This window comes from Nigerium sp. (genome assembly GCF_039811905.1).
Taxonomy (GTDB): Bacteria; Actinomycetota; Actinomycetes; order Propionibacteriales; family Propionibacteriaceae; genus Propioniciclava.
Genome location: NZ_JBDHZL010000038.1, coordinates 1 through 22,415, shown reverse-complemented (window position 1 = coordinate 22,415; position 22,415 = coordinate 1). Strand labels below are relative to the sequence as shown.

Here is a 22,415-nt window from a genome sequence, read left to right as displayed (position 1 = left end):
CCCGATTCCCACGCTGAACAGGTCGAACACGCTGAGCGCCATGCGGCCACGGTACTACGGGGGGCATCCGGGGCTCAGCCCCCGGTGGGGCGGCCGATCGGGCCCGGCGGGCGATGTTTTTGTCAGAGGGCTCGGGCAGGCTGGACGCCATGATGATCCTGATGATGATGATGCTCACCGTCGTGGCATGCGTGGTGTTCTGCGCGATGGCGGCCGCGCCGCTGGCCCTCGACCTGTGACGCCCGGTGCGAGATCGCTCAGATCTCCAGTTTGGTTCGGTTCCGCGGAGCCGGGCCGCTGAAGTAGCTTTGGCCCATGCGGCCCGAGCGCATCACCGATGTGGTGGCCCATCACGCCGAGAGCCCGGTGTGGTGGCCGCGGCTCGGCGTGCTCCGGTTCGTCGATCTGTACGCCGGGGCGATCCTGACGCTGGAGAGCGACGGCTCGGTGAGCGAGGTGTCGGTCGGGTCGCGCGTGGCCGCGTGCCTGCGCCCGCGCGACCGGGGCGGCGCGATCGTGGCGACCGAGCGGGGGCTCGCCATCGCGGCGCGCGACGATCTGAGCGACCTGACGCCGTGGGGCCAACTGTTCGCCGACGCTCGGCAGCGGTTCAACGACGGCGCCTGCGACCCACACGGGCGCTTCTACGCGGGCACCACGAGCTATGCGGGGCTGGACGATATCGCGCTGCTGTACCGCATCGACTCCGGGGAGGCCGGAGCGGTGCCGGTGGTGTCGAACCTGACGACGTCCAACGGCATGGCCTTCTCGCCCGACGGGCAGACGGCCTACCTGAACGACACGGCCGCGATGCGTACCTACGAGTTCGACTACTCGTGGGCGTCCGGCCTCACCAACCAGCGGATCTTTCTCTCGTTCCAGCCCGAGGAGGGGCGTCCCGACGGGCTGACCGTCGACACCGAAGACGGGGTGTGGATCGCGCTCAACGGCGGCGGGTGCGTCCGCCGGTACTCGACCGACGGCGATCTCACCGACGAGATCCGCTTCCCCGTGTCGCAGATCACCGCCTGCACGTTCGGCGGCCCGGGGCACCGCACGCTGTTCTGCACGTCGTCGTCGCTGGGGCTGGCCGACGAGCCGGCCGCGGGGTCGGTGTTCGCGGTCGACGCCGGCGTGAGGGGGTGGCCGTTGAACACGTTCATCGGCGAGCCCCCGCGCATGTTCACCTGACCGGACGCCGCCGGCGCGGCTTCGCGCGCCCCTCGACTCGGACGGCCCCCTGGGCGGACGCCTACAGCTCCGGCTTCTCCAGCAGGCTGGGGCCGTACCACATGAGCAGCCGTCCGGACGCCTGCCGCGTCGGCAGCCCACCGAGGGCGGCGGCGTCCGCGGGGCCGAACGGGTAGGGCTCGTCCGGCAGCACGACCAGGTCGGGGGCGGCGTCCACGATCTCGTGCAGTTCGACGTGCGGGTAGCGCGGGCGTCCGGCGAACACGTTGCGCCAGCCGAGGTGCGCGAGCACGTCGGAGGTGAACGTCCGGCCGCCGACGACCATCCAGGGGTCGCGCCAGATCGGGCAGGCGCACGTGCCGCGGTCGGGCAGCGGGGTCGCCCAGAGCCGGCGCGCCTCGGGGAGCCAGGCGGGCGCGTCCCAGCGCAGGACATCGACGAACATCGCGTCCAGCTCGTCGAACGCCTCCTGCAGGCTGTCGATCGTGCTCACCCAGACCGGCAGCCCGGCGGCGCGGAGGCGGGCGACGTCGATCTCGCGGTTCTCCTCGCGGTTGGCGAGGACGACGTCGGGGTTCAGTTCGATGATCGCGGCCGTGTCGGGGTTCTTGGTGCCGCGGACGCGCCGGGCGTCCAGTCCGGCCGGGTGCGTGCACCAGTCGGTGACGCCGACGAGCGCGGAGGCGTCCACGCTCGCGACGGCCTCGGTGAGGGACGGGACGAGGGAGACCACGCGTCGCGCGCCTGATCGGGCCGTCATCGGGATGTCCTTTCGCGCTCAGTGAGCGTCGTGGTCGGAGGGGGAGTCGGGGTGCCGCGGCGGTGTCTTGGGGTGCCGGGGCGGCGTCTTGGGGTGTCGCGGACGCACGACCGGGATGATCTCGGTCGGCTGCTCGTTGCCGAGGAAGTTGGCCTGCAGATCGGGGTTGGTGACCTCGCCCTCGCGGATGAGCCGGCGGGCGCGGCTGAACTGCAGCAGGTTCACCCGGTTGACGCGCGCCACGTCGGCGGGCACCGCGCGACCGGCCTGGGACGCTTTCCAGTCGTGCCGGGCGCGCAGCCGGACCTCGACGTCGAGGTAGTCGAGCAGGTGGTCGATGGCCGCGAGCATCGCGCCGTGGAACATCCACTCCTCGGTGTCGTGGGGCGAGTCGACCATGATCTGCGTCAGGTCGAGGCGCGTCTGTTGCGCGGACGCCATCCGTTCGGCGAACAGCCGGTCGGTGTCGCTCTCGATCCCGCCTGCCTCGGCCTCGATGAGGGCGCCGTAGGCGTCCAGGCAGAGCCCGATGTCGCGCAGGACCGCGGCGAACGCGATTCTCGTCTCCGTGCCGAAGCCGTCGTGCAGGGTCTGCTCTTCGGGCGCCTCCTCGGTGACGGCCAGGAAGAGCACGCGCGAGGCCAGCAGGCAGCGGTCGAGGGTGTCGAGGGCGGTCTGCAGCAGCGGGGCGATGTTGGCGATGCCGACGGCGCGGGTGTTCCACTTGCGGAGGTCCGAGACGTCCTTGATCTTGTCGTTCGCCCTGGTCACGAGCTTGACGGTGTCCCGAAGCTGCTCGAGCCCCGGCGTGCACGTGTCGCGGGTGACCGGGCCCGCGGCGGCCTGCTTCGCGGTCTCGGCGTAAATGTCGTGCAGCCGCCGGGCCACGTCGCGCACCGCCCCGGACGCCCGCCGCGCCGGGATCGTCGGCGGCAGCAGCAGGGGCATCACCATGCCGACGGCCGCCCCGATGAGCGTGTTGACGATGCGCGTCTCGGCGGCGATCGGCTGGCCGGCGGACGCCAGGATCAGCATGCCGCTGATCGGCACCTCGAGCGCCTGGTCGTCGAGCCGGAACGCCTTGGCGACGACGAGCGCGGCGAAGATGACGAACGCCAGCGACCACCAGTGCAGGCCGACGAGCGCGGCGACGCCGAGCGCGATGCCGACGCCGCACAGCACGGCCGCGACCCGGACGAGCGCCATCTTCGCCGAACTCTGCGCGGACGCCTGCATGACCAGCAGCGCGGTCAGCGTGCCGGTCATGTCGGGCGGACCGTCGCGGACGACGACCGTCAGCAGGTAGGCGACGATGCACGCGAACGTCAGCCGCAGCAGGTTCAGCACGATCGGCACGAGCCGTTCGACCACCCCGCGCGGCGTCTTCGGGTGCCCCGGCCACATCAGGTCGAGGACGCGTTCGGCGAGCGACGGCATATAACCAGTCTTTCACCCGTCGGGCGGACGCGCAGCCCACGCTCGGGGCGGAGCCGGGGGCGTCCGGTCGGCGAGTGTTCACACTTGATGAACGAAATTCCGTGGCTGGCACCCTCGAAGGGGGGTGGCTGTGTCACAGTGTCGCATACCGACCCCACAGGAAGTCCTCATGAGCACGACGACCGTCCGGCGGCTTGCCGCTCTCGCCGCCGCGATCCTGGTGACCCTCGCGTCGCTCGCGGGCGTCCCCGCGCGAGCGGCGGAGGCGTCCGTGTTGCGCATCGCGATCGTGGCCCAGATCGACACGCTGAATCCGTTCAAGACGGCGCTGCTGTCGTCGATCAACGTGAACCGCATGCAGTTCGAGTCGCTGGTGGAGTCGGGGCTGCAGAACGAGCCGGTCGGCGGCTTCGCCGACCGCTGGGAGACCAGCCCGGACGGCCGGACGTGGACGTTCACCGTGCCCGACGGGCGCGTGTGGTCCGACGGGCAGCCCGCGACGGCCGACGACGCCGCCTGGACGCTGAACCAGATCATGACCAAGCCCGAGCTCGCGACCGCCAACGGCACGCTGGTCGCGAACGTCGCCTCCGCCGTCGCGCGCGACCCGCGCACGCTGGTGATCACGACCAAGGCTCCGCAGGCGGCGAACCCGGGCATCGACATCCCGATCGTCCCGCGGCACGTCTGGGAAAACCGTGACGCCGCGCACTACCTCGACGACGTCACCGAGCCGGTCGTGGGTTCGGGGCCGTTCGTCGTGACGAAGCTCGACAAGGGGCAGTCGCTCGAGTTGGCCGCCAACCCGCGGTTCTGGCGCGGCGCCCCCCGGGCCGCCGGGCTGCGGTGGGTCTGGTACAAGAACATGGACGCCGCCGTCCAGGGGCTGCGGACCGGGGAGATCGACCTGGTGTCCGGGCTGACCAACGCCCAGTTCGACGCCCTGAGCGGCGTGCCGGGGGTGACGACGAGCGCCGGGGCCGGGCGGCGCTACATCGGTCTCACCGCCAACCCCGGGATGGCCTCCTCCGCCAACCAGCCGATGGGGAACGGCAACCCGGCGCTGCGCGATCCGGCGGTGCGGCGAGCCGTGTTTCTCGCGATCGACAACGCGACGATCGTCGAGCGGGTGCTCGGCGGCCGGGCCAAGCCCGGCGTGACCCAGATCCCGACCGTCTACCCGGCCTACTTCGGGCTGCCGGCGGGGGCGTCCCCGCGCACGTTCGATCCCGACGAGGCCGGACGCCTGCTGGACGCCGCCGGCTACCGGCGCGGCGCCGACGGCGTCAGGGTGGACAAGGCGTCCGGACGGCCGCTGACGTTGCGCCTGCTCGGACGCAACTCCAGCCCCGACCTGGCCCGCATCGGGGAGTACGTGCGGTCGTGGCTGGAGCGGGTGGGCGTCCGGACGACCGTCCAGATCGTCTCCGACGCCAAGACCGACCAGGACAGCGCGGTCGGCAACTACGACCTGCTGCTCACCGGCTGGGCCGTCGGGCCCGACCCCGACTTCCAGCTCTCGATCAACCAGTGCTCCTCGCGGCCGAACACCGACGGCTCCGGGCGACTCAGCGAGGTGGGGTTCTGCGACGCCGAGTTCGACCGGCTGTTCGCCGCCCAGCACGCCGAGTTGGACGCGGCCCACCGCGCCGACCTCGTCAAGCGCGCGTTCGGGCGGCTGTACGACGCGAACGTCCTCGACGTGCTCTACTACCCCGACCAACTCGAGGCCTACCGCTCCGACCGCTGGAACGACTTCCAGCGGCAGCCGACCGGCACGGGCCCGATCACCGGGCAGAACTCCTACTGGGGCCTCTACTCGGCGACCCCCCGGGACGCCGCGGGTGCGGAGGGGACGCCCGGGGCGTCCGCGGCGCCCGGTGCGGGGCCGGCGTCCGATGCCGTGAGCGGCGCCTCAATCGCCGGGATCCTCGTGACGGTGGCCCTCGCGGGTGGCGCGATCTACCTGGTCCGGCGGCGGCGGTCGGCCGACGAGCGCGAGTGAGGCGACCGTGAGCCGGCGGCCGAGCGGGACCCGGGCGGGGTGAGATGAGCGTCCGGAGGGCGGCGTCCCGGGTGGTCGGTACGCTGGTGAGCCTCGGGATGGTGGCCGTGCTCGGGTTCTTCCTGTTCCGCGTGCTGCCCGGCGACCCGGTGCTGACCCTGACGCGGGGTCGTCCGGTGACGCCCGGTGAGGTCGCCCGGCTGCGGCACGAGTTCGGGCTCGACCGGCCGCTGGTCACCCAGTTCGTCGACTACGCGGCCTCGCTGCTGCGCGGGGACCTCGGGCGCTCGTACTTCTACGACCAGCCGGTCGCGCGGCTCATCGCCGAGCGCGTGGGCCCGACGCTGTTGCTGACCGGGGCCGCCCTCGTGCTGTCGGTCTCGCTCGGGGTGTGGCTGGGGCAGCGGGCGGGCTGGCGCCGAGGGTCGGCGTTCGACCGGGCGGCCACGGCCGCGGCGGTGGTGGGCTGGTCGGTGCCCGCTTTCTGGCTAGGGCTGTTGCTGCTGATGGCGTTCGGCGGGCCGCTGCCGACCGGGGGCATGGTCACCCCCGGGTCGGACGCCTCGGGCGCGGCCCTCGCGTGGGACGTCGCCCGGCACCTCGTGCTTCCTGCGCTCACCCTGGCCGCCGTGCAGTTCGCGCAGTACACGCTGACGATGCGGGCGTCCGTGCTGGGGGAGCTGGGGGAGGGCTACCTCACGACCGCGCGGGCGAAGGGGCTGCCGGAGGACGGTGTCCGGGCGCGGCACGTCCTGCCGAACGCGCTGCTGCCGACGGTGACGCTGGTGTTCCTCATGCTCGGGCAGGTCATCGGCGGGGCCATCGCCGTCGAGTCGGTGTTCAGTTGGCCGGGGCTCGGCTACCTCGCCTATCAGGCGCTCAGCGCCCCGGACCTGCCGCTGCTGCAGGGGACGTTCCTCGTCTTCAGCGCGACCGCCGTCGTCTCGAACGCCCTCGCCGACGTCGTCTACCGTCTGATCGACCCTCGGCTGAGGGGGACGTGATGGGCGGCGAGGGCCGGCCCGGCGGCCGGACGCGGCCGGGCCTGCGGACGGCGTCCTCCGCCGGGAGGCGGGCCGGCGTCCCGCCCAACGCCGCGATCGGGCTCGGGCTGCTGGCGTGCGTGACGGCGATCGCGCTGGCCGCGCCCGCGCTGGTCCCGGCAGAAACCCTCGACCCCACCCGCGTGACCGCGCCGGTGAACCAGCCGCCGTCGTGGGCGCACTGGCTGGGCACCGATCCGTCCGGCCGGGACGTCGCCGGCCTGCTGGCCTGGGGCGCCCGGGTGTCGCTGCTCGTCGGCGTGGCGTCGAGCGTGCTGGCGGTGGTCTTGGGGACGAGCGTCGGGCTGGCCGCCGGTCACGCCCGCGGCTGGCTCGAGGCGGCGCTGCTGCGGGTGATCGACTTCTTCGTCGTGGTGCCAGGGCTGGTGCTCGCCCTGGCGCTCTCGGCGGTGCTGCAGCCCGGCGTCTGGACGATCGTCGCCGCGATCGGGCTGACGTCCTGGTCGACGCTGGCGCGGGTCGTCCGGGCGCAGACCATGTCGATCGAGGCGCGGCCGTCCGTGGAGCGGGTGCGGGCGCTGGGGGCGTCCGGGTGGCACGTGCTCGGGCGGCACGTCCTCCCCGCGCTCGGGCCGCTCGTGCTCGCGCACGCGAACCTCGCGGTGGGAATGGCCATCATCATGGAGTCGACGCTGGCCTTTCTGGGGCTGAGCGACCCGCTGGCGCCCTCGTGGGGGGCGATGCTGCGGGAGGCGTCCGAGACGGGCGCGGCGACCGCGGGCTTCTGGTGGTTCGTGCTGCCGCCGGGGCTGGCGATCGTCGCCGTCGTGCTGGCATTCACGCTGGTGGGACGCGGGTTCGAGCGGTCCCTGACCGTGGGGCTCGGGGGGCGCTGAGATGGCCGAGCTGCGGTGGCGCGACGTCTCGGTCGAGTACCGGGCGGGGCGTCCGGGGACGGCCCGGGCCCGTCGGGGCGAGCCGGAGGCGTCCGGGGTGCTGGCCGTCGACGGGGTGTCGCTGCGCGTGCCCGCCGGCGCGACCGTCGGGTTGGCGGGCGAGTCGGGCTGCGGGAAGACGACGCTCGCGCTGTCGGCGCTGCGGCTGTTGCCGAGGTCGGCGCGGGTGCGCGGGGAGATTCTGCTCGACGGGGAGAACGTCCGCGACCTCTCCTTCGGACGCCTCCGTGCGGTCCGCTGGACGTCGGCGTCCGTGGTGTTCCAGGGCGCGGCCAGCAGCCTGAACCCGGTGCGCAGCGTCGGCTGGCAGATCGCGGAGGCGCTGCGGCTGCATCCCGGCGCCGACTGGATCGGACGCCGCGGCCGCCGGGCGCGCGTCGAGAAGTTGCTGGGGTCGGTGGGGCTGTCGCCGGCGCGGGCGGGCGCGTTCCCACACGAGTTGTCCGGGGGGCAGCGGCAGCGCGTCCTGATCGCCATGGCGCTGGCGTGCGACCCGCAGATCGTCATCGCGGACGAGCCGACGTCCGCGTTGGACGCCGACGTCGCCGCGCGGATCCAGGACACCCTGGGCGCGCTCGTCCGCGAGCGCGGGCTGTCGCTGTTGCTGATCAGCCACGACCTGCCGATGCTCGCCCGGGCGTGCGAGCGGCTCGTCGTGATGCAGGCGGGCCGCATCGTGGAGGAGGGGCCGTCCGCGGACGTCCTCGAGCACGCCCGGCACCCCTACACCCGCCGGCTGGCCGCGGCGTCCCTCGCCGTCGGCGACCGGTCGGTGCGCCGGCCGCGGTCCCGCCCGCCGACGGGTACGGGCGGGCGGCTGGAGGCGTCCGGGGTGACGGTCGACCTGGCCGGGCGCGGCGTCCGGACGCGGGCCGTGGCGGAGGCGTCCCTGGCGATCGAGCGCGGCGAGATCGTCGCCCTCGTGGGGCCTTCGGGTGCGGGCAAGACGACGCTCGCCCGGGCGATGCTCGGTCTGCAAGGGGTGACGTCGGGGAAGGTGCTGTTCGACGGGCGCCCGCTGCCGCGCGGGGCGGCCCTGCGGGCGTTCCGGCGGCGCGTGCAGTTCGTGCCGCAGAGCCCGGACGCCGCCCTCAGCCCGCGGCAGACGGTGTGGGACGCGGTGGCCGAGGGCCTGCGGATCCACCGCGTGCCCGGCGACGAGCGAACTCTCGTCGAGGACGCCCTCCGCGCCGCCGAGCTGGAACCCACCGAGCGCCTGCTGGGCGCCCTCCCCTCGGAGCTGTCGGGCGGTCAGCGGCAGCGCGTCGTGATCGCGGGGGCGTTGGCGCTGAACCCGGAGTTGCTGGTCGCCGACGAGCCGGTCTCCAGCCTGGACGCCACGGTCCGCGCGGAGATCGTGGCGCTGCTCGCGCACCTCCGGGACGCCCGCGGGCTCGGCGCGCTCGTCATCACCCACGACCGCGGCCTGGCGTGGGCTCTGGCCGACCGGATCGCGGTGATGCGCGGCGGACGCATCGTCGGCGTGGGCGGCGTCGAGGACGTCCTGCTGGGCGGCTGACCGGCCTCGGCGACCCCGGCGGTCGGCCGGCCCTCAGCCGGCCGCGGCCTTCCGGACGACCGCCGCCAAGAGCACGGCTCCCGTGGGGAGCGCGGCGGCGAACGGCTCCAGGTGCGGGCACTTCGACTCGCGGTAGGTCAGGACGAACTCGAACCCGTCGGGCACCGCGTGGTAGCTGACGCCGATGCCGTCCATCACGGCGGGCGCGAACGCGTAGCGGAGGAACTGGTCGGTGTCGCCCAACGACGTCGTCGACAGGAAGTCGTCCACGAGCCGCCGATACCCCTCGTCGCGGAAGAACTCGACGTCGCGCCCGAGGCGTCCGGCGGCGAACTTCAGGCCGAAGAGGTGCCGGTCGATCGCCTGGCCCTCTTTGCAGGCGCGCACGCGCTCGCGGTGGGCGTCCAGGGCGGCGTGCAGCAGCTCCGGCGTCGCGCGGCGGCGCTTCAGGGCGCCGGCCAGCTCGACCGCCTCGGGTGTGTTCGGGCGCAGGCACTCGGTGCGCCCCGCCTGGTACTCGCGCATGTCGACCGCCTCGTACGTGCTGCGCAGGCCGCCGGTGGCCACGAGCTGCCCGTACAGCAGGACGAACTGCTGGCAGGCGTCCAGGCTCAGCTTGAACGGCGGGTCGCTCGGCGGGTCGAACGGCGTCCGGACGATCCGCACCCGGTAGTTCGGCACCCGGCGCCGGTAGGCGGCCGCGTCGGCGGCGATCGCGTCCGATCGGTCGTCGGAGACCTGCCACTTCAGGCCGGCCATCGTCGTGGACGCCCCCGGCTCGTGGGTGACCGGGGGGACGACCTGCTGGGCCCGCGCGACCACGGCCTTCAGCGTCGAGCCGTCGACGACGCTGTGCTCGACGTGCATGCCGACGAAGCCGTCCGCGGGGCAGACCAGGTAGGTGACCGGCTTGTGGGCCCACGTCTTGCCCAGCTTGAACGTGAGCCGTTCGAGGTGCGTCGCGTCGTCGTCGGGGTCGTCGGCGATCGCGACGCAGAAGATCGCGTCGGTGATGCGCCGGTAGGTCTCGGCGTTGGCCGGGTCGGCCAGCAGGGCATCCAGGTGTTCGGACGCCTTCGCCCCGCCCAGGTACGACGGCACCGTGAAGAGGGTGTCGGGGGCGCCGGTCAGCGTGTCGAGGGCGTCCCGCAGCAGCGGCGGCGCGAGCGGCTGGCCGGCATCGTCGCTGACGGTCAGCGCGGACGCCCGCCCCCGCCACAGCACGACGATCTCGCGCCCGGCGGCCCCCTCGGGGCCGGGGACGAACTCGTCGTGCTCCGCGTGCGGCCGCCGGACGCCTCCGGCCAGATAGCTCCACTGCCGCAGACATCGCCACCCGCCCCGGGGCGACGGGTCGTCTGTCACCTCGCCGCGCAGGTACGCCAGGTGCACCGCCGCGAAGCGGTAGATCAGGTCGGCGACGCCCGCCCAGTCGCGCGACGACAGGGTCCAGTTGAGCTGGAACCCGACGTTGCTGGCCAGCGGCAGCGGCTTCCGGACGGCGAGGTACCCGTCCAGCCAGGCGTCCGAGAGCCAGGAGCGGCCGTCGGCGTCCTCCTGGGCCGCGAAGTCCAGCAGGGCCTGCTGGCAGGCCGGCCCGTCGGACGCCCCGAACTCCGCGGTCACGCGCTCGGTCGCGCGGTACTCCGACTCGTCGAGCAGCGGACGGACGGTCGCCAAATACCGCTGCAGGGTCTGTTCCAGCGGCGGGACGGGCAGGTAATTCACGACTTCTCCCCCTCGTGGGCGGCGCGCACATCATGCCTCGCGGACAGGGCGGCGCGGAAGGGCCGGCGTCCGGCGGACGCCGACGGCCACATCGCGGGATACGGTGGCGGGCATGGGAGGGCGTCCCGGGGGATTGTCCGGCGCCTACTCCAGCGTGTGCTCCAGGGTGGGGGTGTGGGCGAGGAGGTCCTGGGTGTAGGTCTGCTCCGGGCGGTCGAGGACGTCGGCGGCCAGCCCGCCTTCGACGAGGCGTCCGTGCTGGAGCACGAGGACGCGGTCGGCGATCGAGCGCACGAGCGCGAGGTCGTGGGTGACGAACAGCATCGAGATGCTGCGCTCGTTCTTGATGCGGTTGAGCAGCTCGGTGATCGAGCCCTGGATCGACACGTCCAGCGCGGAGGTGATCTCGTCGCACACGAGGATGTCGGGCTCGGCCGCCAGGGCGCGGGCGATGGCGACGCGCTGACGCTCCCCGCCGGAGAGCCGGTTGGTGCGCAGCGACAGGGCGCCCTCGCCGAGCTGGACGGCGTCCAGCAGTTGTGCCGCTCGCTCCCGGGCGGCGCGGCCGTGGGCGACCCCGAACAGCTCCAGCGGGCGCAGCAGGATCTGCTCGACCGTCCGCCGCGGGTTCAGCGACCCGTAGGGGTTCTGGAAGATGTACTGGATGCGCTTGCGCTGCTCGGGCGTCCGGCGGCGGGCGCTGCGGACGAGCTCTTCGCCGCCGAGGTCGACCTCGCCGTCCCACTGGTCGTGCAGCCCGGCGACGCACCGGGAGATCGTCGTCTTGCCCGACCCCGACTCGCCCACGAGCGCGACGATCTCGCGGCGGGCCAGGTCGAACCCCACGTCGTGCACCACGTGCGCCGGGCCGTAGTAGACGTTCAGGTCCTGCACCGTGAGCACGAGGTCGCGCTCACGCTGCGGGTCGGTGTCGGCGACCGCGCGGGCGCGAGGATCCCAGGCCGGCAGCTCGCCGGTGCGGATGCACCGCGCGTGATGCTGGGGGCCCACGTCGGCGTAGTCCGGCTCGGTGGCCGCGCACTCGGCGATCGCGAACTCGCAGCGGTCGTGGAAGCGGCACCCGGACGGCCGCGCGCCCGGGGCCGGCGTCCGGCCGGGGATGCCGGTGAGCGCGAACGAGCGATGCAGGTGGGGGATCGCGTTCAGCAGGGCCCGCGTGTACGGGTGGCCGGGGCGGTTGAAGATCTCGGCGGCCGGCCCGATCTCGATGAGCTGGCCCGCGTACATCACGGCGACCCGGTCGGCGATCGTCGCGACGACCGCCAGGTCGTGCGTGACGTACAGCGCGGCGACGGCGAACCGCTCGCACAGCCGATCGAGCGTCTCCAGCACCATCGACTGGGTCGTCACGTCGAGGCCGGTCGTCGGCTCGTCGAGCACCAGCACCTTCGGCCGCGGCAGGAACACCATCGCCAGCGCCACCCGCTGCACCTGCCCGCCCGAGAGCTGGTGCGGGTAGCGGCGCAGGAACTCGTCGGTGTTCGGCAGGCCGACCTCGGGCAGGATCGTCCGGATGGCGTCCGCACGCTCGGCGGGCGTCCCGACGTTGTGCAGGTCGAGCAGCTCGCGGAGCTGGGCGCCGATGCGGATCGCGGGGTTCAGCGCCGAGCTCGGGTCCTGCGGGACGTAGCCGATGTCGATGCCGCGGATGCGACGCACCTGGCCGGGCGACATGCTCCGGACGTCGTGCCCGGCGACGATGATCTGCCCGCCGGTGATCGCGGCGCCCGTCCGGGCGTAGCCGAGCAGCGCCGTCCCTGACGTCGTCTTGCCCGACCCCGACTCGCCCACCAGCCCGACGATCTTGCCGGGACGCAGCACGAGGTCGACGCCGTCGACCACGTCCACGCCGCGGGCCCGCAGGGAGACGCGCAGGTCGGACGCCGTGCAGACGGCCTCGTCGGGTTCGATCGGTTGGGCTGCGGTGCTCATGAGGCCCCCTTGGCGGTGCGCTGGCCGATTCCGTCGGCGATGAGGTTCGTCCCGATCGTGAACAGGCCGATGATGAGGACCGGCGCCAGGACGCCCCACGGCTGCACCAGCAGGCCCAGCCGGTTCTCGTTCGTCATCTGCCCCCAGTCGGCGGCCCCCGGGTCGGTGGCGAAGCCGAGGAAGCCGATGCCGGCGACCATGCCGATCGAGTAGGTGAGGCGCAGGCCGGTCTCCGCGAGCAGCGGGACGGCCAGGTTGGGCCCCAGCTCGGTGAAGACGACCCGCCAGCGGGACTCGCCCATCGCCTCGGCGGCGGTGATGAAGTCCTGGTTCACGTACGTCAGGGCGACGCCGCGCGAGACGCGGGCGACGCGTGGCGCGTGGGCGATGCCCACGATCAGCACGATCATCCACCACGTCGGCTGGTCGACCGCGCTCAGCACGAGCAGGGCGATCAGGATCTGCGGGAAGGCGAGCAGCACGTCGTTGCCGCGCATCAGGATCTCGTCGAGCCAGCCTCCCGCATAGGCCGCGACCACGCCGATGACGATGCCCAGCAGGACGCCGACGGCCGTCGCCAGCACGGCGATGATGAGCACGGACCGGCCGCCGTACAGGACGCGGCTCCAGACGTCCTGCCCGAGGTAGTCGGTGCCGAGGAAGGTCCCCTCCCGCGTGAACGGACGCCCCACGATGTCGTACTCGCCGTGCGGCGCGAGCAGCGGCCCGACGACGGCCAGCAGCACGATCAGCAGCGTCAACACCGTCCCGATGAGGATCTTCGGGTCTTTCAGGAACGTCTTCATGCGGCCATCCCCGTCCTCGCGCGCGGCGTCAGCAGGATGGACGCGATGTCGGCGATCAGGTTCACCACGATGTAGACCGACGCGATGATCATCGACAGCGCCTGCACGACCGGGAAGTCGGAGTTACGCACGGCGTCCACCAGCGCGGCCCCGATGCCCGGGTAGTTGAACAGGTACTCGATGAGGACGACGCCGCCGACCAACCAGGCGAGCTGCAGCGCCGTCACCTGGATCATCGGGACGATCGTGTTCGGCAGCGCGTGCTCGCGCAGGATGCGGCCCTCCGGGACGCCCTTCAGCCGGGCCAACTCGACGTAGTCGGAGTCGAGGGCCTCGATGAGGTTCGAGCGGAGAATGCGGACCAGGTAGGGGGTCACGGCGATCACCAGGGTTGCGACGGGCAGGATGAGGCTCGCCGGTCGATCCCACGGCATGTAGCCCACGGGTAGCACGGTCACGGCGGGCAACAGGTGGAAGACGCTCGTCGAGAACAGCGCGACGAGGAGGATGCCGGTGACGAACTCCGGGACGCCGGCCAGCGCCAGCGTCACGAACTGGATGCCGTTGTCGAGCGGGCCGCCGCGTCCGCGGGCCGACAGCATCGCCAGCGCGAGCGACAGGGGCACCATCACGAGGGCGGTCACCAGCACGAGGAACCCGCTGTTGACGACCTTGTCGCCGATCAGTTCGGCGACGGGCAGGCCGTTCGCGACCGAGTTGCCGGGGTTCCCCTGCAGCAGGTTGCCGAACCAGATGCCGTAGCGCACGGGCAGCGGCTCGTCGAGGTGCAACTCGGCCCGAATGGACGCCACCCGCTCGGGGCTCACGTCGAAGTCGCGGCCGAGGATCGCGCGGACCGGGTCGCCGATCGCCGACGTCGCGATGAACACGATCACCGAGACGAGCCACAGGGTCAGCACGGCGAGGCCGAGGCGCCGGAGGATCCACCGCGTCCAGGCCCGGGCGGGCGATCGTCCGGACGCCTCGGTGGCCGGCACGGAGACGGGGTCCTGGGGTTCCTGCTCGGCGGCGGGAGGGGAGGTCACGCTCATCGGGTCTCCACGGGCTTGACGAGGTTGAAGCGGAACGACGACACCGGGTGCTCGCGCGCGGGCACGAGCCCCGTGACGGAGTCGCTGTAGGCGTCCACCTGGTTCTTGAACGCCCAGATGAGGAACCCGCCCTGCTCGTACTCCATGCGCTGGGCGTCCTGGAGGAGGGTCCGGCGGCGGGTGCGGTCGAGCTCTTGCTGCGCGGAGGCGATGAGCCCCGCGTAGCGCTCGTCATACCAGTGCGTCTCGTTGTAGGGCGAGCTCTTCAGGGACGCCGCCGTCGCCTGCGGCAGGTACCGCTTCGTCGCCCAGAAGTCCTGGGCGAACACCCACTGCAGGTACTGCTCGCCGTAGAAGATGCTGCTGTCGACCTTCTGCAGCCGCACCCGGACGCCCGCCTTGCGCGCGTGCTGCACGAACAGGTTCGCCGACTCGACGCCGCCCGCGCCGACGGCGGTCGAGGTGACGAGCTCGACCTCCAGGTCCTGCTGGCCGGCCTGGCGCAGCAGGGAGCGGGCCTGGTCGATGTCCTGCTGCCGCTGCGGCAGGTCGTTGCCCAGGTAGTCGTCGTCGAAGGGCGCGTAGAGGTCGTTCGCCACCCGGCCGAAGCCGTTGAGCGCCTGGTTGATCATCTCCTGCCGGTCGGCGATGAGCCGCATCGCCTGCCGGACGCGGACGTCGGAGAAGGGCTTGGCGTCCACGCGCATCGTGAACGGCACCCAGCCGCCGGTCTCGGAGACGAGCGGGCTCGCGCTCTGCGAGTCGAGCGCGCCGGCGAGGTAGGTCGGAAGGTTGTCGATGGTGTGCACCTGCCCGGCGAGCAGGGCGTTCACCTTGGCCGCGTCGTCGGCGAAGTCGAGGATGACGAGTTCGTCGAAGGCGGCGCGCTGATCCCAGTAGTCGTCGTAGCGCAGGAAGTGGCTGCGCTGGCCGGGGACGAATCGCTGGAACTTCCACGGCCCGGTGCCGACCGGGTGGGAGAGGTCGAAGTCTTCCGGCACGATGCCGAGCGCGTACGAGGCGACGATCTGGTCGAAGACCGCGTACGGACGCTTGAGGTGGAACCGGAACGTCCGGTCGTCCACGACCCGGCTGGCCGCCAAATCGACGATCGGCACGAGGTCGGTCGCGAACGGCGCCGGCTTCTGCGGGTCGAGCATGCGCTCGTAGCTGGCCTTGACGTCGGACGCGCGGACGGGGCGTCCGTTGTGGAAGGTGACGTCGGGGCGCAGCCGCACTGTCCACTCGGTGGCCGTCGCGTTCGGCTCCACCGACTCCGCCAGGGACGCCTCGATGGTGTAGTCGGCGTTGTAGCGCAGCAGCGGCTCGTAGAGCTGCCGGACGCGGGCGATGTCGGGGTAGGCCACGGGGAAATGCGGGTCCACCGTGTCTTTCAGGCTGCCGCCGGTGGCGCCGTGGACGAGTTGGGCGGTGATCGCGTCCGACGACGGCCTGGTGCAGGCCGTGACGGACGCCGCCGTGCCGACGGCCAGCGCCGCGCCGCCGAGGCGGAGCAGGCGGCGCCGGCTGAGGCCGGTGTGGGGGGACGATGAAGCGTTCACGGGGCGGGATCCTCCTCGAGGGTGTGAACACCCTAGGACCATTTCCTAGCTGCTCTACAGGATATGAAGGAGTACTGCGAGCCCGTGGGCTCAACCCTCATCTAACCAGGGAAAACGCTGCGGAAACGGAAATCAACCCGCCCGATAGGTGAGATCAGGCGCGCAGGGTGGCGGAATCGAGGGGGACTCGTGAGTCCTTGGAGCTCGATCAGCGGGGGTGGTGGCTGGCCGGCCCCGCCCCCGCGGCTGATCCCAACCGCGCGTCGAGGCCGTCCGAAAAGATGGTGTGACCGTCCATCCCGTGAGATGGAGGCGGAACGGGCGTGCGGCCGATTCGCACGGTATCGGCATGCGTCGGGAGAGGCCGGCGTATGGTCGAACCACTACCAGGGGCGCTGGCAACTGGGGCGTCCCACACGCACCGAGCCGAATCGAGCCTGTCATGACCGCCATCGCCTCCAGAATCGCAACGAGCACCCCACCCGCGAAAGCGGTCGCGGAGTTGACACGGGTTTTGGGGCTGGACGCCGGCATCAGCACCGCCGAGATCGATCGCTTCGCCCTCGCGGTGGACGCGTCGCACTACATCGCCACCCCGCAGGCCATCGCCCGGCCCCGCAACGCCGCGCAGGTCGGGCTCGCCATGGCCGTCGCTGTCGCCTCGGGCTGGCCGCTGACCCTGCGGGGCGGAGGATCGAGCCTGTCTGGTCAGGCGCTGAGCACCGGCCTCACCCTCGACGTCCGCCGCCACTTCCGTGACATCGAGGTGCTCGACGATGGCGCCCGGGTTCGGGTCCAGCCGGGGGCGACGGTCCGGCAGGTGAACGCCCAGTTGGCCCGCCACCACGCCAAACTCGGTCCGGATCCCGCCAGTGAGATCGCCTGCACGATCGGCGGCATGGTCGCCAACAACTCCTCCGGCATGACCTGCGGTGTCACCGCGAACACGTACCGGACGATCGAATCCATGACGCTCGTGCTGCCCAGCGGAACCGTGATTGATACCGCCGCGCCGAACGCGGACGCGACCCTGCGCTCGGCGGAACCCGCACTGTACGACGTGCTGTGCTCCCTGCGAGATCAGCTTTCGCGTCCCCAGATGCGTGCCGATATCGCACGGCGCTGGTCGATCAAGAACACCATGGGCTACGGCCTCAACTCGTTCATCGATTTCACCGAGCCGGTGAAGATCCTCGAACACCTGATGGTCGGCAGCGAGGGCACCCTCGGGTTCATCGCGGAGGCCTTCTTCCGCACCGTGCCGGTGCATGCCAAGACCGCGACCGGATTCCTGTTGTTCAACTCCCTCGATGCCGCCACCCAGGCGCTGCCGATCTTGGTCGACAGCGGTGCCGATGTGGTCGAGCTCATCGATTCTGCGGCCATCAACGCGATGGGGGAGGACGCCACCAGCGTCCTGCCTCCGGGGTTGACGGTAGACGGCCAGGCGAGCCTGCTCGTCGAATACCAGGGGGACACCGACGACGAACTCGCCGATCGCTCGAGGGAGGGTTTCGCGGCGTTCGACGGATTCGACCTCTACTCGAAACCCGAGATGACGAACGATCCGGTCCGCCGCGAACAGATGTGGACCATGCGCGAGGGTCTTTACACCAAGGTGGCTCGCAACCGGCCCGAGGGGACAGCCGCGCTGCTGGAGGATATCGCCGTGCCGATGACCTCGTTGGGCGGGGTGTGCGCGGAGTTGCAGGTGCTGTTCGACAAGCACCATTACGAGGGTGCGGTCATCTTCGGCCACGCCAAGGACGGCAATATCCACTTCCTGGTGACCGAGGACTTCGATGGCCCGGCCGCCTTGAAGCGCTACGAGGACTTCACCGAGGACATGGTGACTTTGGTGCTCGACCGTCAGGGCACCCTCAAGGCCGAGCACGGCACCGGGCGCATCATGGCGCCGTTCGTCCAACGCGAGTATGGCGACGAGCTCTATGACGCGATGTGGCAGGTCAAGAGGGCCTGCGATCCCCAGATGGTGCTCAACCCCGGCTCGGTGCTGACCGACGACCCGACGCAGCACCTCAAGAACATCAAGAAGACCACCCCGGTGCGCCCCGGCATCGACGACTGCGTCGAATGCGGCTACTGCGAGCCGGTCTGTCCGAGCCAGCATCTGACGACGACCCCCCGCCAGCGGATCGTCGTCCAGCGCGCCATCGCAGCCGCCCGAGACGAGGGGAACGCCGACCTCGCCAAGCAGTTGTACAAGGACGAGGAATACCCGGTGGTCGAAACGTGCGCCGTGGATGGCATGTGCCAAACCGCCTGCCCGGTGCAGATCAATACCGGGGATCTCATCCGCGATCTCCGCGCCGAACGCGCCCCGAAGGTGCTGGACGCCGCCTGGAAGCAGGCCGCGAAGGTGTGGGGTCCGTTCACCTCGGTGGCCTCGGCGGGTATGACCGTGGTCGACCACGTCCCCAACTCGCTGGTCCGCGGCGTGCTGGGAGCCGCCCGCGCGATCACCAGCGAGGATCTCGTCCCGACGCTGTCCGCTGAGCTGCCCGGCGGCGGGCCGCGGCGCCACGCGGATCCGGTGGCGACCGCCGATGCTGTCTTCATGCCCGCCTGTGTCGGCACCATGTTCGGGAGTGATCATGCCAGCGAGCGGGGCGTCAGCCACGCCTTGCAGCGATTGGCCGAACTCACGGGCGTGCGGCTGTCGATCCCGGACAAGGTGCAGGGCCTGTGCTGTGCCACCCCCTGGAAATCGAAGGGGCTGCGCTCGGGCGGTGACGTGATGGGACGCCGGCTCGTCGACGTGCTGGGTGCGGCCAGCGACGGCTGGCGTCGTCCGATCGTCTGTGACAACGTCAGTTGCTCGGAGGGCGTCCAGATCGCGCTGGAGCATCAAGGCGTCCACGAGGCCACCGTGGTGGACGCCACCGCCTTCGCTGCCGAGCACATAGCCTCGAAGCTGCCGTCGCTATCCAGGGCACGGTTGGCCGTGGTGCACCCGACCTGCTCGAGCACCCGGATGGGCGTCAACGATTCGCTCATCATGCTGGCCGGCTTGGTGGCCGACCAGGTGGTCGTGCCGGACGGTTGGCGCTGCTGCGCCTTCGCCGGCGACCGCGGCCTGCTGCACCCCGAGTTGACTGCCACGGCCACGGCCGACGAGGCCGCGAGTGTCGCGAAGCTGGATGCCGATCTGTACCTGTCTTGCAATAGGACGTGTGAGATCGGCATGACCCGGGCCACCGGCAAGACTTACGTGCACGTCCTCGAAGAGCTCGCGGCCCGCGCGGGCGTCTGAATGCCGCTCGTCACCAGCCTCCGGCCGAGATGCCGGGGCTGGTGCGGGCCCGGGGCCGCGACGGCCGCGCCGCGGGAGCTCGAACCGTGAGTTCAGGCGCGCAGGGTGGCGGCGTCCAGGAGGGTCGCGGAGTCGTCGACGACGTCGGCCCACGGCGTCGGGACGGCGAGTTCGACGATCGTCGACGTCGGGAAACCGGCGCCCAACTGGCGTGCTGCCGCCTCGTTGACGCTCCGTCCGACGAGGTGACGAGCCAGCCGGGGGATGTCGGGCGCGTGCCCGATGACGAGCACGCGGCGCGCGTCGGCGTCCACCGCGCGGACCACCTGCAGCAGCGCGTCCACCCCGCCCGAATAGATCGCCTGCTCGTCCACCTCGTGAGATGCGGACGCCCCCGCGTCGGCCATCACGGCCCAGGTGCGCTGCGTCCGGACGGCCCCCGAGGTGACGACCACGTCGAGCGCCCCCACGCGCTCGGCCACCCAGGCGCCCGCGACGCGGGCGTCGGCGACCCCCTCTTCCGTGAGGTCGCGGTCGGCGTCCGACGTCGACAGCGAATACCCGGCCTCGGCGTGGCGCATGAGCAAAAGGGTGCGGTCATCCATGCATCCAGGATGCCAGCCGGGCGAGGGGCTCGTCGCCGGGGGCGGCAGCCGACCCCGGACGCAACCTCGGAACGCGGGCGGCGACCGCCGCCCGCGGCGTCCTCACTCCTCCAGGGTGGACAGGTCGCCCTCGTCCTCGCCGAGGGCGCGCGCCTTCAGGACGCGGCGCATGATCTTGCCCGAGCGGGTCTTCGGCAGCTTCTCGGTGAAGGTGATCCAGTCGGGCTTGGCGATGGGGGACAGGTGGATGGAGACGTGCTTGCGGATGTCCTCCTCCAGTTCGTGGCCCGGCTCGTAGCCCATGCGCGGCACGACGAAGGCGTGGATCGCGTTGCCCTTCACCTCGTGCGGCAGCCCGATCGCGGCGGCCTCGGAGATCGCCGGGTGGGAGACGAGGGCCGACTCGACCTCGGCGGTCCCGAGCCGGTGGCCCGACACCTTGATGACGTCGTCGGTGCGGCCGATCACCCAGAAGTAGCCGTCGGCGTCCTTGCGGGCGGCGTCCCCGGCCAGGTAGACGCCGGGGTACTTGGCCCAGTAGGTGTCGACGTAGCGGTCGGGGTCTTTGTAGAGGGTGCGGAACATGCCGGGCCACGGGTTCTTGAGCACGAGGAAGCCCTCGGCGCCGTCGGCGACCTCGTGGCCCTCCTCGTCGAGAATCGCGGCGTCCTGACCGAAGAACGGCTTGCCGCCCGAGCCCGGCTTCTGCGGCTCGCCGGGCACCTGGGTGATCTGGAACATGCCGGTCTCGGTCTGCCACCAGGTGTCCATGATCGGGCATTTCTCCTTGCCGACGACCCGGTGGAACCAATGCCACGCCTCCGGGTTGATCGGCTCGCCGACCGAGCCGAGCAAGCGCAGCGAGCTGAGGTCGTGCCGGTTCGGCCACGCCTCGCCGAAGCGCATCAGCGACCGGATCGCCGTCGGGGCGGTGTAGAAGCTCGTGATGCCGTAGTACTCGATGAGCTGCCACCAGCGATTCGGGTACGGGTAGGTGGGCCCGCCCTCGTACATGAACGTCGTCGCGCCGGTCAGCAGCGGCCCGTAGACGAGGTAGGAGTGCCCGGTGACCCAGCCCGGGTCGGCGGTGCACCAGAACCGGTCCTCCGGACGGATGTCGAAGGTGTACTTCAGCGTCGAGTACGTGCCGACCATGTAGCCGCCGTGCGTGTGCAGGATCGCCTTCGGCGTCCCCGTCGAGCCGGAGGTGTAGAGGATGTAGAGGGGGTCCTCGGCGTCCAGTTGCTCCGTCTCGCACTTGCCCTTGGCGATCGGCAGCGCGGTGAGGTCGTGGTACCAGTGGTCGCGCAGCGCGTCCATGGCGACGTCGTTGCCGGTGCGCTTGACGACGATCACGTTCTCGACCGTGGGGGAGAACCGGACGGCCTCGTCGACGATGTCCTTCAGCGGGAAGACCGACCCGTTCACCCACGAGCCGTCGGACGTGATGACGAGCTTGGATTCGGAGTCGTCGATGCGGCTCGTGAGGGCGTCGGAGCTGAAGCCCGCGAACACGACCGAGTGGACGGCCCCGATCTTCGCGCACGCCAGCATCGCGAACACGACCTCGGGGATGCGCGGCAGGTAGATCGTCACCTTGTCGCCCTTGCCGACGCCCATGCTCCTGATGACGTTCGCCATCATCGTCACCTGCCGGTTCAGCGAGAAGTAGCTGAACGTGCGGTGGTCGTTGCCGTCCTCGCTCATCCAGATGAGCGCGAGCTTGTTCTTGTTCGGGCCCTTGACGTGCCGATCGAGGCAGTTGTGCACGATGTTGGTGCGGCCGCCGACGAACCACTTGAAGAAGGGCGCCTCGGAGTCGTCGAGCACCTGCGTCCACGGCTCGAACCACTCCAGCTCGGACGCCTCGTCGGCCCAGAACTGCTGGGGGTCGGCCAGCGCCTGGGCGCGGAATGCGTCGGCGTCGGGGACGCGGGAGCCGGCCGCGATCGCGGGGTCGGGGTAGAAGACGTCACCGTCGAGCTGCGTCATTGCTTGTCCTCCTCAGGTCGTTGCGGGCAGAGACTAACCGGCGGGCGGAGCGCGAGGGAAGCCGCCTGCGGGCGCGCCGGACGGCGCGCCTGGAGGCAGGGGCCGACGAATGCGTCCTCGAAAAGGGGGACAGCCCTTTTGTCCCCCCAGGAAATGTTTGTCCAGGGGTGTCCAGATCGGCAAATAGAAGTCCTTATGTCGTGCATACTATTTATCGGAAGCCCGGTCGGGGGGTCGGGCTCCGAACGGATCTGATCGGCGGGGGAATGCCGACGGTTCCGAGTCGCGACTGGACCAAAGCGACGGCGATCCGGGTCGACAATGACCAAGTCAGAGCCGGGTTGGAGGGCTGGCAGCCTCTCTTGGGCGGGGGAACCCGGAGGGGCGGAAGCTCGCGCGAGCGGTCGGGTGGCTCTGCCTGGGGCTACCCGGCCGCTTTCTCTGTTGCGGCCGATCGCGGCGTCCCTATTCTGGGGGACAATGCACGCCTTAAAAAGCCTGTGATGGTCGTTCAGGATCCGTATGGATGACATCAGACACCCCTGCGGGGCGCCCTCTTCGCCCGTGGCTC

15 protein-coding genes are annotated in these 22,415 nt (G+C 71.3%); 6 read left to right on the top strand and 9 right to left on the bottom strand.

Features of this window, described 5'->3' with window-relative positions:
• The first annotated feature begins 315 nt into the window (after positions 1-315).
• Positions 316-1,191 (top strand): SMP-30/gluconolactonase/LRE family protein, encoded by an 876-nt coding sequence (locus WMJ97_RS08415; protein WP_347348537.1) that lies wholly within the window; start codon positions 316-318, stop codon positions 1,189-1,191.
• A 61-nt stretch (positions 1,192-1,252) separates the two neighbouring features.
• Here WMJ97_RS08415 and WMJ97_RS08410 read toward each other — a convergent pair whose 3' ends face one another.
• A complete protein-coding gene (locus WMJ97_RS08410) occupies positions 1,253-1,951 on the bottom strand; it encodes a helical backbone metal receptor (protein ID WP_347348536.1) in 699 nt (232 codons plus the stop codon).
• An 18-nt stretch (positions 1,952-1,969) separates the two neighbouring features.
• Entirely contained in the window at positions 1,970-3,388 is a 1,419-nt protein-coding gene (locus WMJ97_RS08405) for an FUSC family protein (RefSeq protein WP_347348535.1), read from the bottom strand.
• A 169-nt stretch (positions 3,389-3,557) separates the two neighbouring features.
• Here WMJ97_RS08405 and WMJ97_RS08400 point away from each other — a divergent pair, with 169 nt between their 5' ends.
• Genes WMJ97_RS08400 through WMJ97_RS08385 form a run of 4 tightly spaced genes read left to right on the top strand, consistent with a single transcriptional unit; the run spans position 3,558 to position 8,872 of the window.
• A complete protein-coding gene (locus WMJ97_RS08400) occupies positions 3,558-5,393 on the top strand; it encodes an ABC transporter substrate-binding protein (RefSeq protein ID WP_347348534.1) in 1,836 nt (611 codons plus the stop codon).
• Between the two features lie 44 nt (positions 5,394-5,437).
• Positions 5,438-6,397, top strand: coding sequence for an ABC transporter permease (locus WMJ97_RS08395; protein WP_347348533.1), 960 nt, complete (start codon positions 5,438-5,440; stop codon positions 6,395-6,397).
• Positions 6,397-7,293 carry an ABC transporter permease gene (locus WMJ97_RS08390; RefSeq protein WP_347348532.1) on the top strand — a complete coding sequence of 299 codons (897 nt, stop codon included), beginning with the start codon at positions 6,397-6,399 and terminating at the stop codon, positions 7,291-7,293. The genes WMJ97_RS08395 and WMJ97_RS08390 overlap by 1 nt, the downstream gene beginning before the upstream one ends.
• Before the next feature lies 1 nt (position 7,294).
• A complete protein-coding gene (locus tag WMJ97_RS08385; protein WP_347348531.1) occupies positions 7,295-8,872 on the top strand; it encodes an ABC transporter ATP-binding protein in 1,578 nt (525 codons plus the stop codon).
• Positions 8,873-8,905: 33 nt separating this feature from the next.
• Here the strand turns inward: WMJ97_RS08385 and WMJ97_RS08380 are convergent, their stop codons facing one another.
• The 5 genes from WMJ97_RS08380 to WMJ97_RS08360 all read right to left on the bottom strand — a co-directional run bounded on the left by WMJ97_RS08380 (position 8,906) and on the right by WMJ97_RS08360 (position 15,973).
• Positions 8,906-10,600 carry a choline/carnitine O-acyltransferase gene (locus WMJ97_RS08380; RefSeq protein ID WP_347348530.1) on the bottom strand — a complete coding sequence of 565 codons (1,695 nt, stop codon included), beginning with the start codon at positions 10,598-10,600 and terminating at the stop codon, positions 8,906-8,908.
• Positions 10,601-10,744: 144 nt separating this feature from the next.
• Positions 10,745-12,553 (bottom strand): ABC transporter ATP-binding protein, encoded by a 1,809-nt coding sequence (locus tag WMJ97_RS08375; protein ID WP_347348529.1) that lies wholly within the window; start codon positions 12,551-12,553, stop codon positions 10,745-10,747.
• Complete coding sequence (locus WMJ97_RS08370) at positions 12,550-13,359, bottom strand: ABC transporter permease (RefSeq protein WP_347348528.1); 810 nt, start codon at positions 13,357-13,359, stop codon at positions 12,550-12,552. Before WMJ97_RS08370 ends, WMJ97_RS08375 begins: the two co-directional genes overlap by 4 nt.
• A complete protein-coding gene (locus WMJ97_RS08365) occupies positions 13,356-14,411 on the bottom strand; it encodes an ABC transporter permease (protein ID WP_347348527.1) in 1,056 nt (351 codons plus the stop codon). Before WMJ97_RS08365 ends, WMJ97_RS08370 begins: the two co-directional genes overlap by 4 nt.
• On the bottom strand, positions 14,408-15,973 hold the full coding sequence (locus WMJ97_RS08360) for an ABC transporter substrate-binding protein (protein WP_347348526.1): 1,566 nt from the start codon (positions 15,971-15,973) through the stop codon (positions 14,408-14,410). The genes WMJ97_RS08365 and WMJ97_RS08360 overlap by 4 nt, the downstream gene beginning before the upstream one ends.
• A gap of 442 nt (positions 15,974-16,415) precedes the next feature.
• Between WMJ97_RS08360 and WMJ97_RS08355 the strand changes: the two genes are divergently transcribed.
• Complete coding sequence (locus WMJ97_RS08355) at positions 16,416-19,247, top strand: FAD-binding and (Fe-S)-binding domain-containing protein (RefSeq protein ID WP_347348525.1); 2,832 nt, start codon at positions 16,416-16,418, stop codon at positions 19,245-19,247.
• A gap of 92 nt (positions 19,248-19,339) precedes the next feature.
• Here WMJ97_RS08355 and WMJ97_RS08350 read toward each other — a convergent pair whose 3' ends face one another.
• Together WMJ97_RS08350 and acs are read right to left on the bottom strand one after the other, a co-directional pair.
• Entirely contained in the window at positions 19,340-19,852 is a 513-nt protein-coding gene (locus WMJ97_RS08350; protein ID WP_347348524.1) for a histidine phosphatase family protein, read from the bottom strand.
• Between the two features lie 102 nt (positions 19,853-19,954).
• Positions 19,955-21,844 carry an acetate--CoA ligase gene (gene acs / locus WMJ97_RS08345; RefSeq protein WP_347348523.1) on the bottom strand — a complete coding sequence of 630 codons (1,890 nt, stop codon included), beginning with the start codon at positions 21,842-21,844 and terminating at the stop codon, positions 19,955-19,957.
• Positions 21,845-22,415 lie beyond the last annotated feature (571 nt).

Excerpts from the sequence above, each read along its gene's own strand:
- WMJ97_RS08370 (WP_347348528.1), bottom strand. The coding sequence starts at position 13,359 with ATGAAGACGTTCCTGAAAGACCCGAAGATCCTCATCGGGACGGTGTTG.
- WMJ97_RS08350 (WP_347348524.1), bottom strand. The coding sequence starts at position 19,852 with ATGGATGACCGCACCCTTTTGCTCATGCGCCACGCCGAGGCCGGGTAT.
- WMJ97_RS08400 (WP_347348534.1), top strand. The coding sequence starts at position 3,558 with ATGAGCACGACGACCGTCCGGCGGCTTGCCGCTCTCGCCGCCGCGATC.
- WMJ97_RS08375 (WP_347348529.1), bottom strand. The coding sequence starts at position 12,553 with ATGAGCACCGCAGCCCAACCGATCGAACCCGACGAGGCCGTCTGCACG.
- WMJ97_RS08410 (WP_347348536.1), bottom strand. The coding sequence starts at position 1,951 with ATGACGGCCCGATCAGGCGCGCGACGCGTGGTCTCCCTCGTCCCGTCC.
- WMJ97_RS08385 (WP_347348531.1), top strand. The coding sequence starts at position 7,295 with ATGGCCGAGCTGCGGTGGCGCGACGTCTCGGTCGAGTACCGGGCGGGG.
- acs (WP_347348523.1), bottom strand. The coding sequence starts at position 21,844 with ATGACGCAGCTCGACGGTGACGTCTTCTACCCCGACCCCGCGATCGCG.
- WMJ97_RS08355 (WP_347348525.1), top strand. The coding sequence starts at position 16,416 with ATGACCGCCATCGCCTCCAGAATCGCAACGAGCACCCCACCCGCGAAA.
- WMJ97_RS08415 (WP_347348537.1), top strand. The coding sequence starts at position 316 with ATGCGGCCCGAGCGCATCACCGATGTGGTGGCCCATCACGCCGAGAGC.
- WMJ97_RS08390 (WP_347348532.1), top strand. The coding sequence starts at position 6,397 with ATGGGCGGCGAGGGCCGGCCCGGCGGCCGGACGCGGCCGGGCCTGCGG.
- WMJ97_RS08395 (WP_347348533.1), top strand. The coding sequence starts at position 5,438 with ATGAGCGTCCGGAGGGCGGCGTCCCGGGTGGTCGGTACGCTGGTGAGC.
- WMJ97_RS08405 (WP_347348535.1), bottom strand. The coding sequence starts at position 3,388 with ATGCCGTCGCTCGCCGAACGCGTCCTCGACCTGATGTGGCCGGGGCAC.
- WMJ97_RS08365 (WP_347348527.1), bottom strand. The coding sequence starts at position 14,411 with ATGAGCGTGACCTCCCCTCCCGCCGCCGAGCAGGAACCCCAGGACCCC.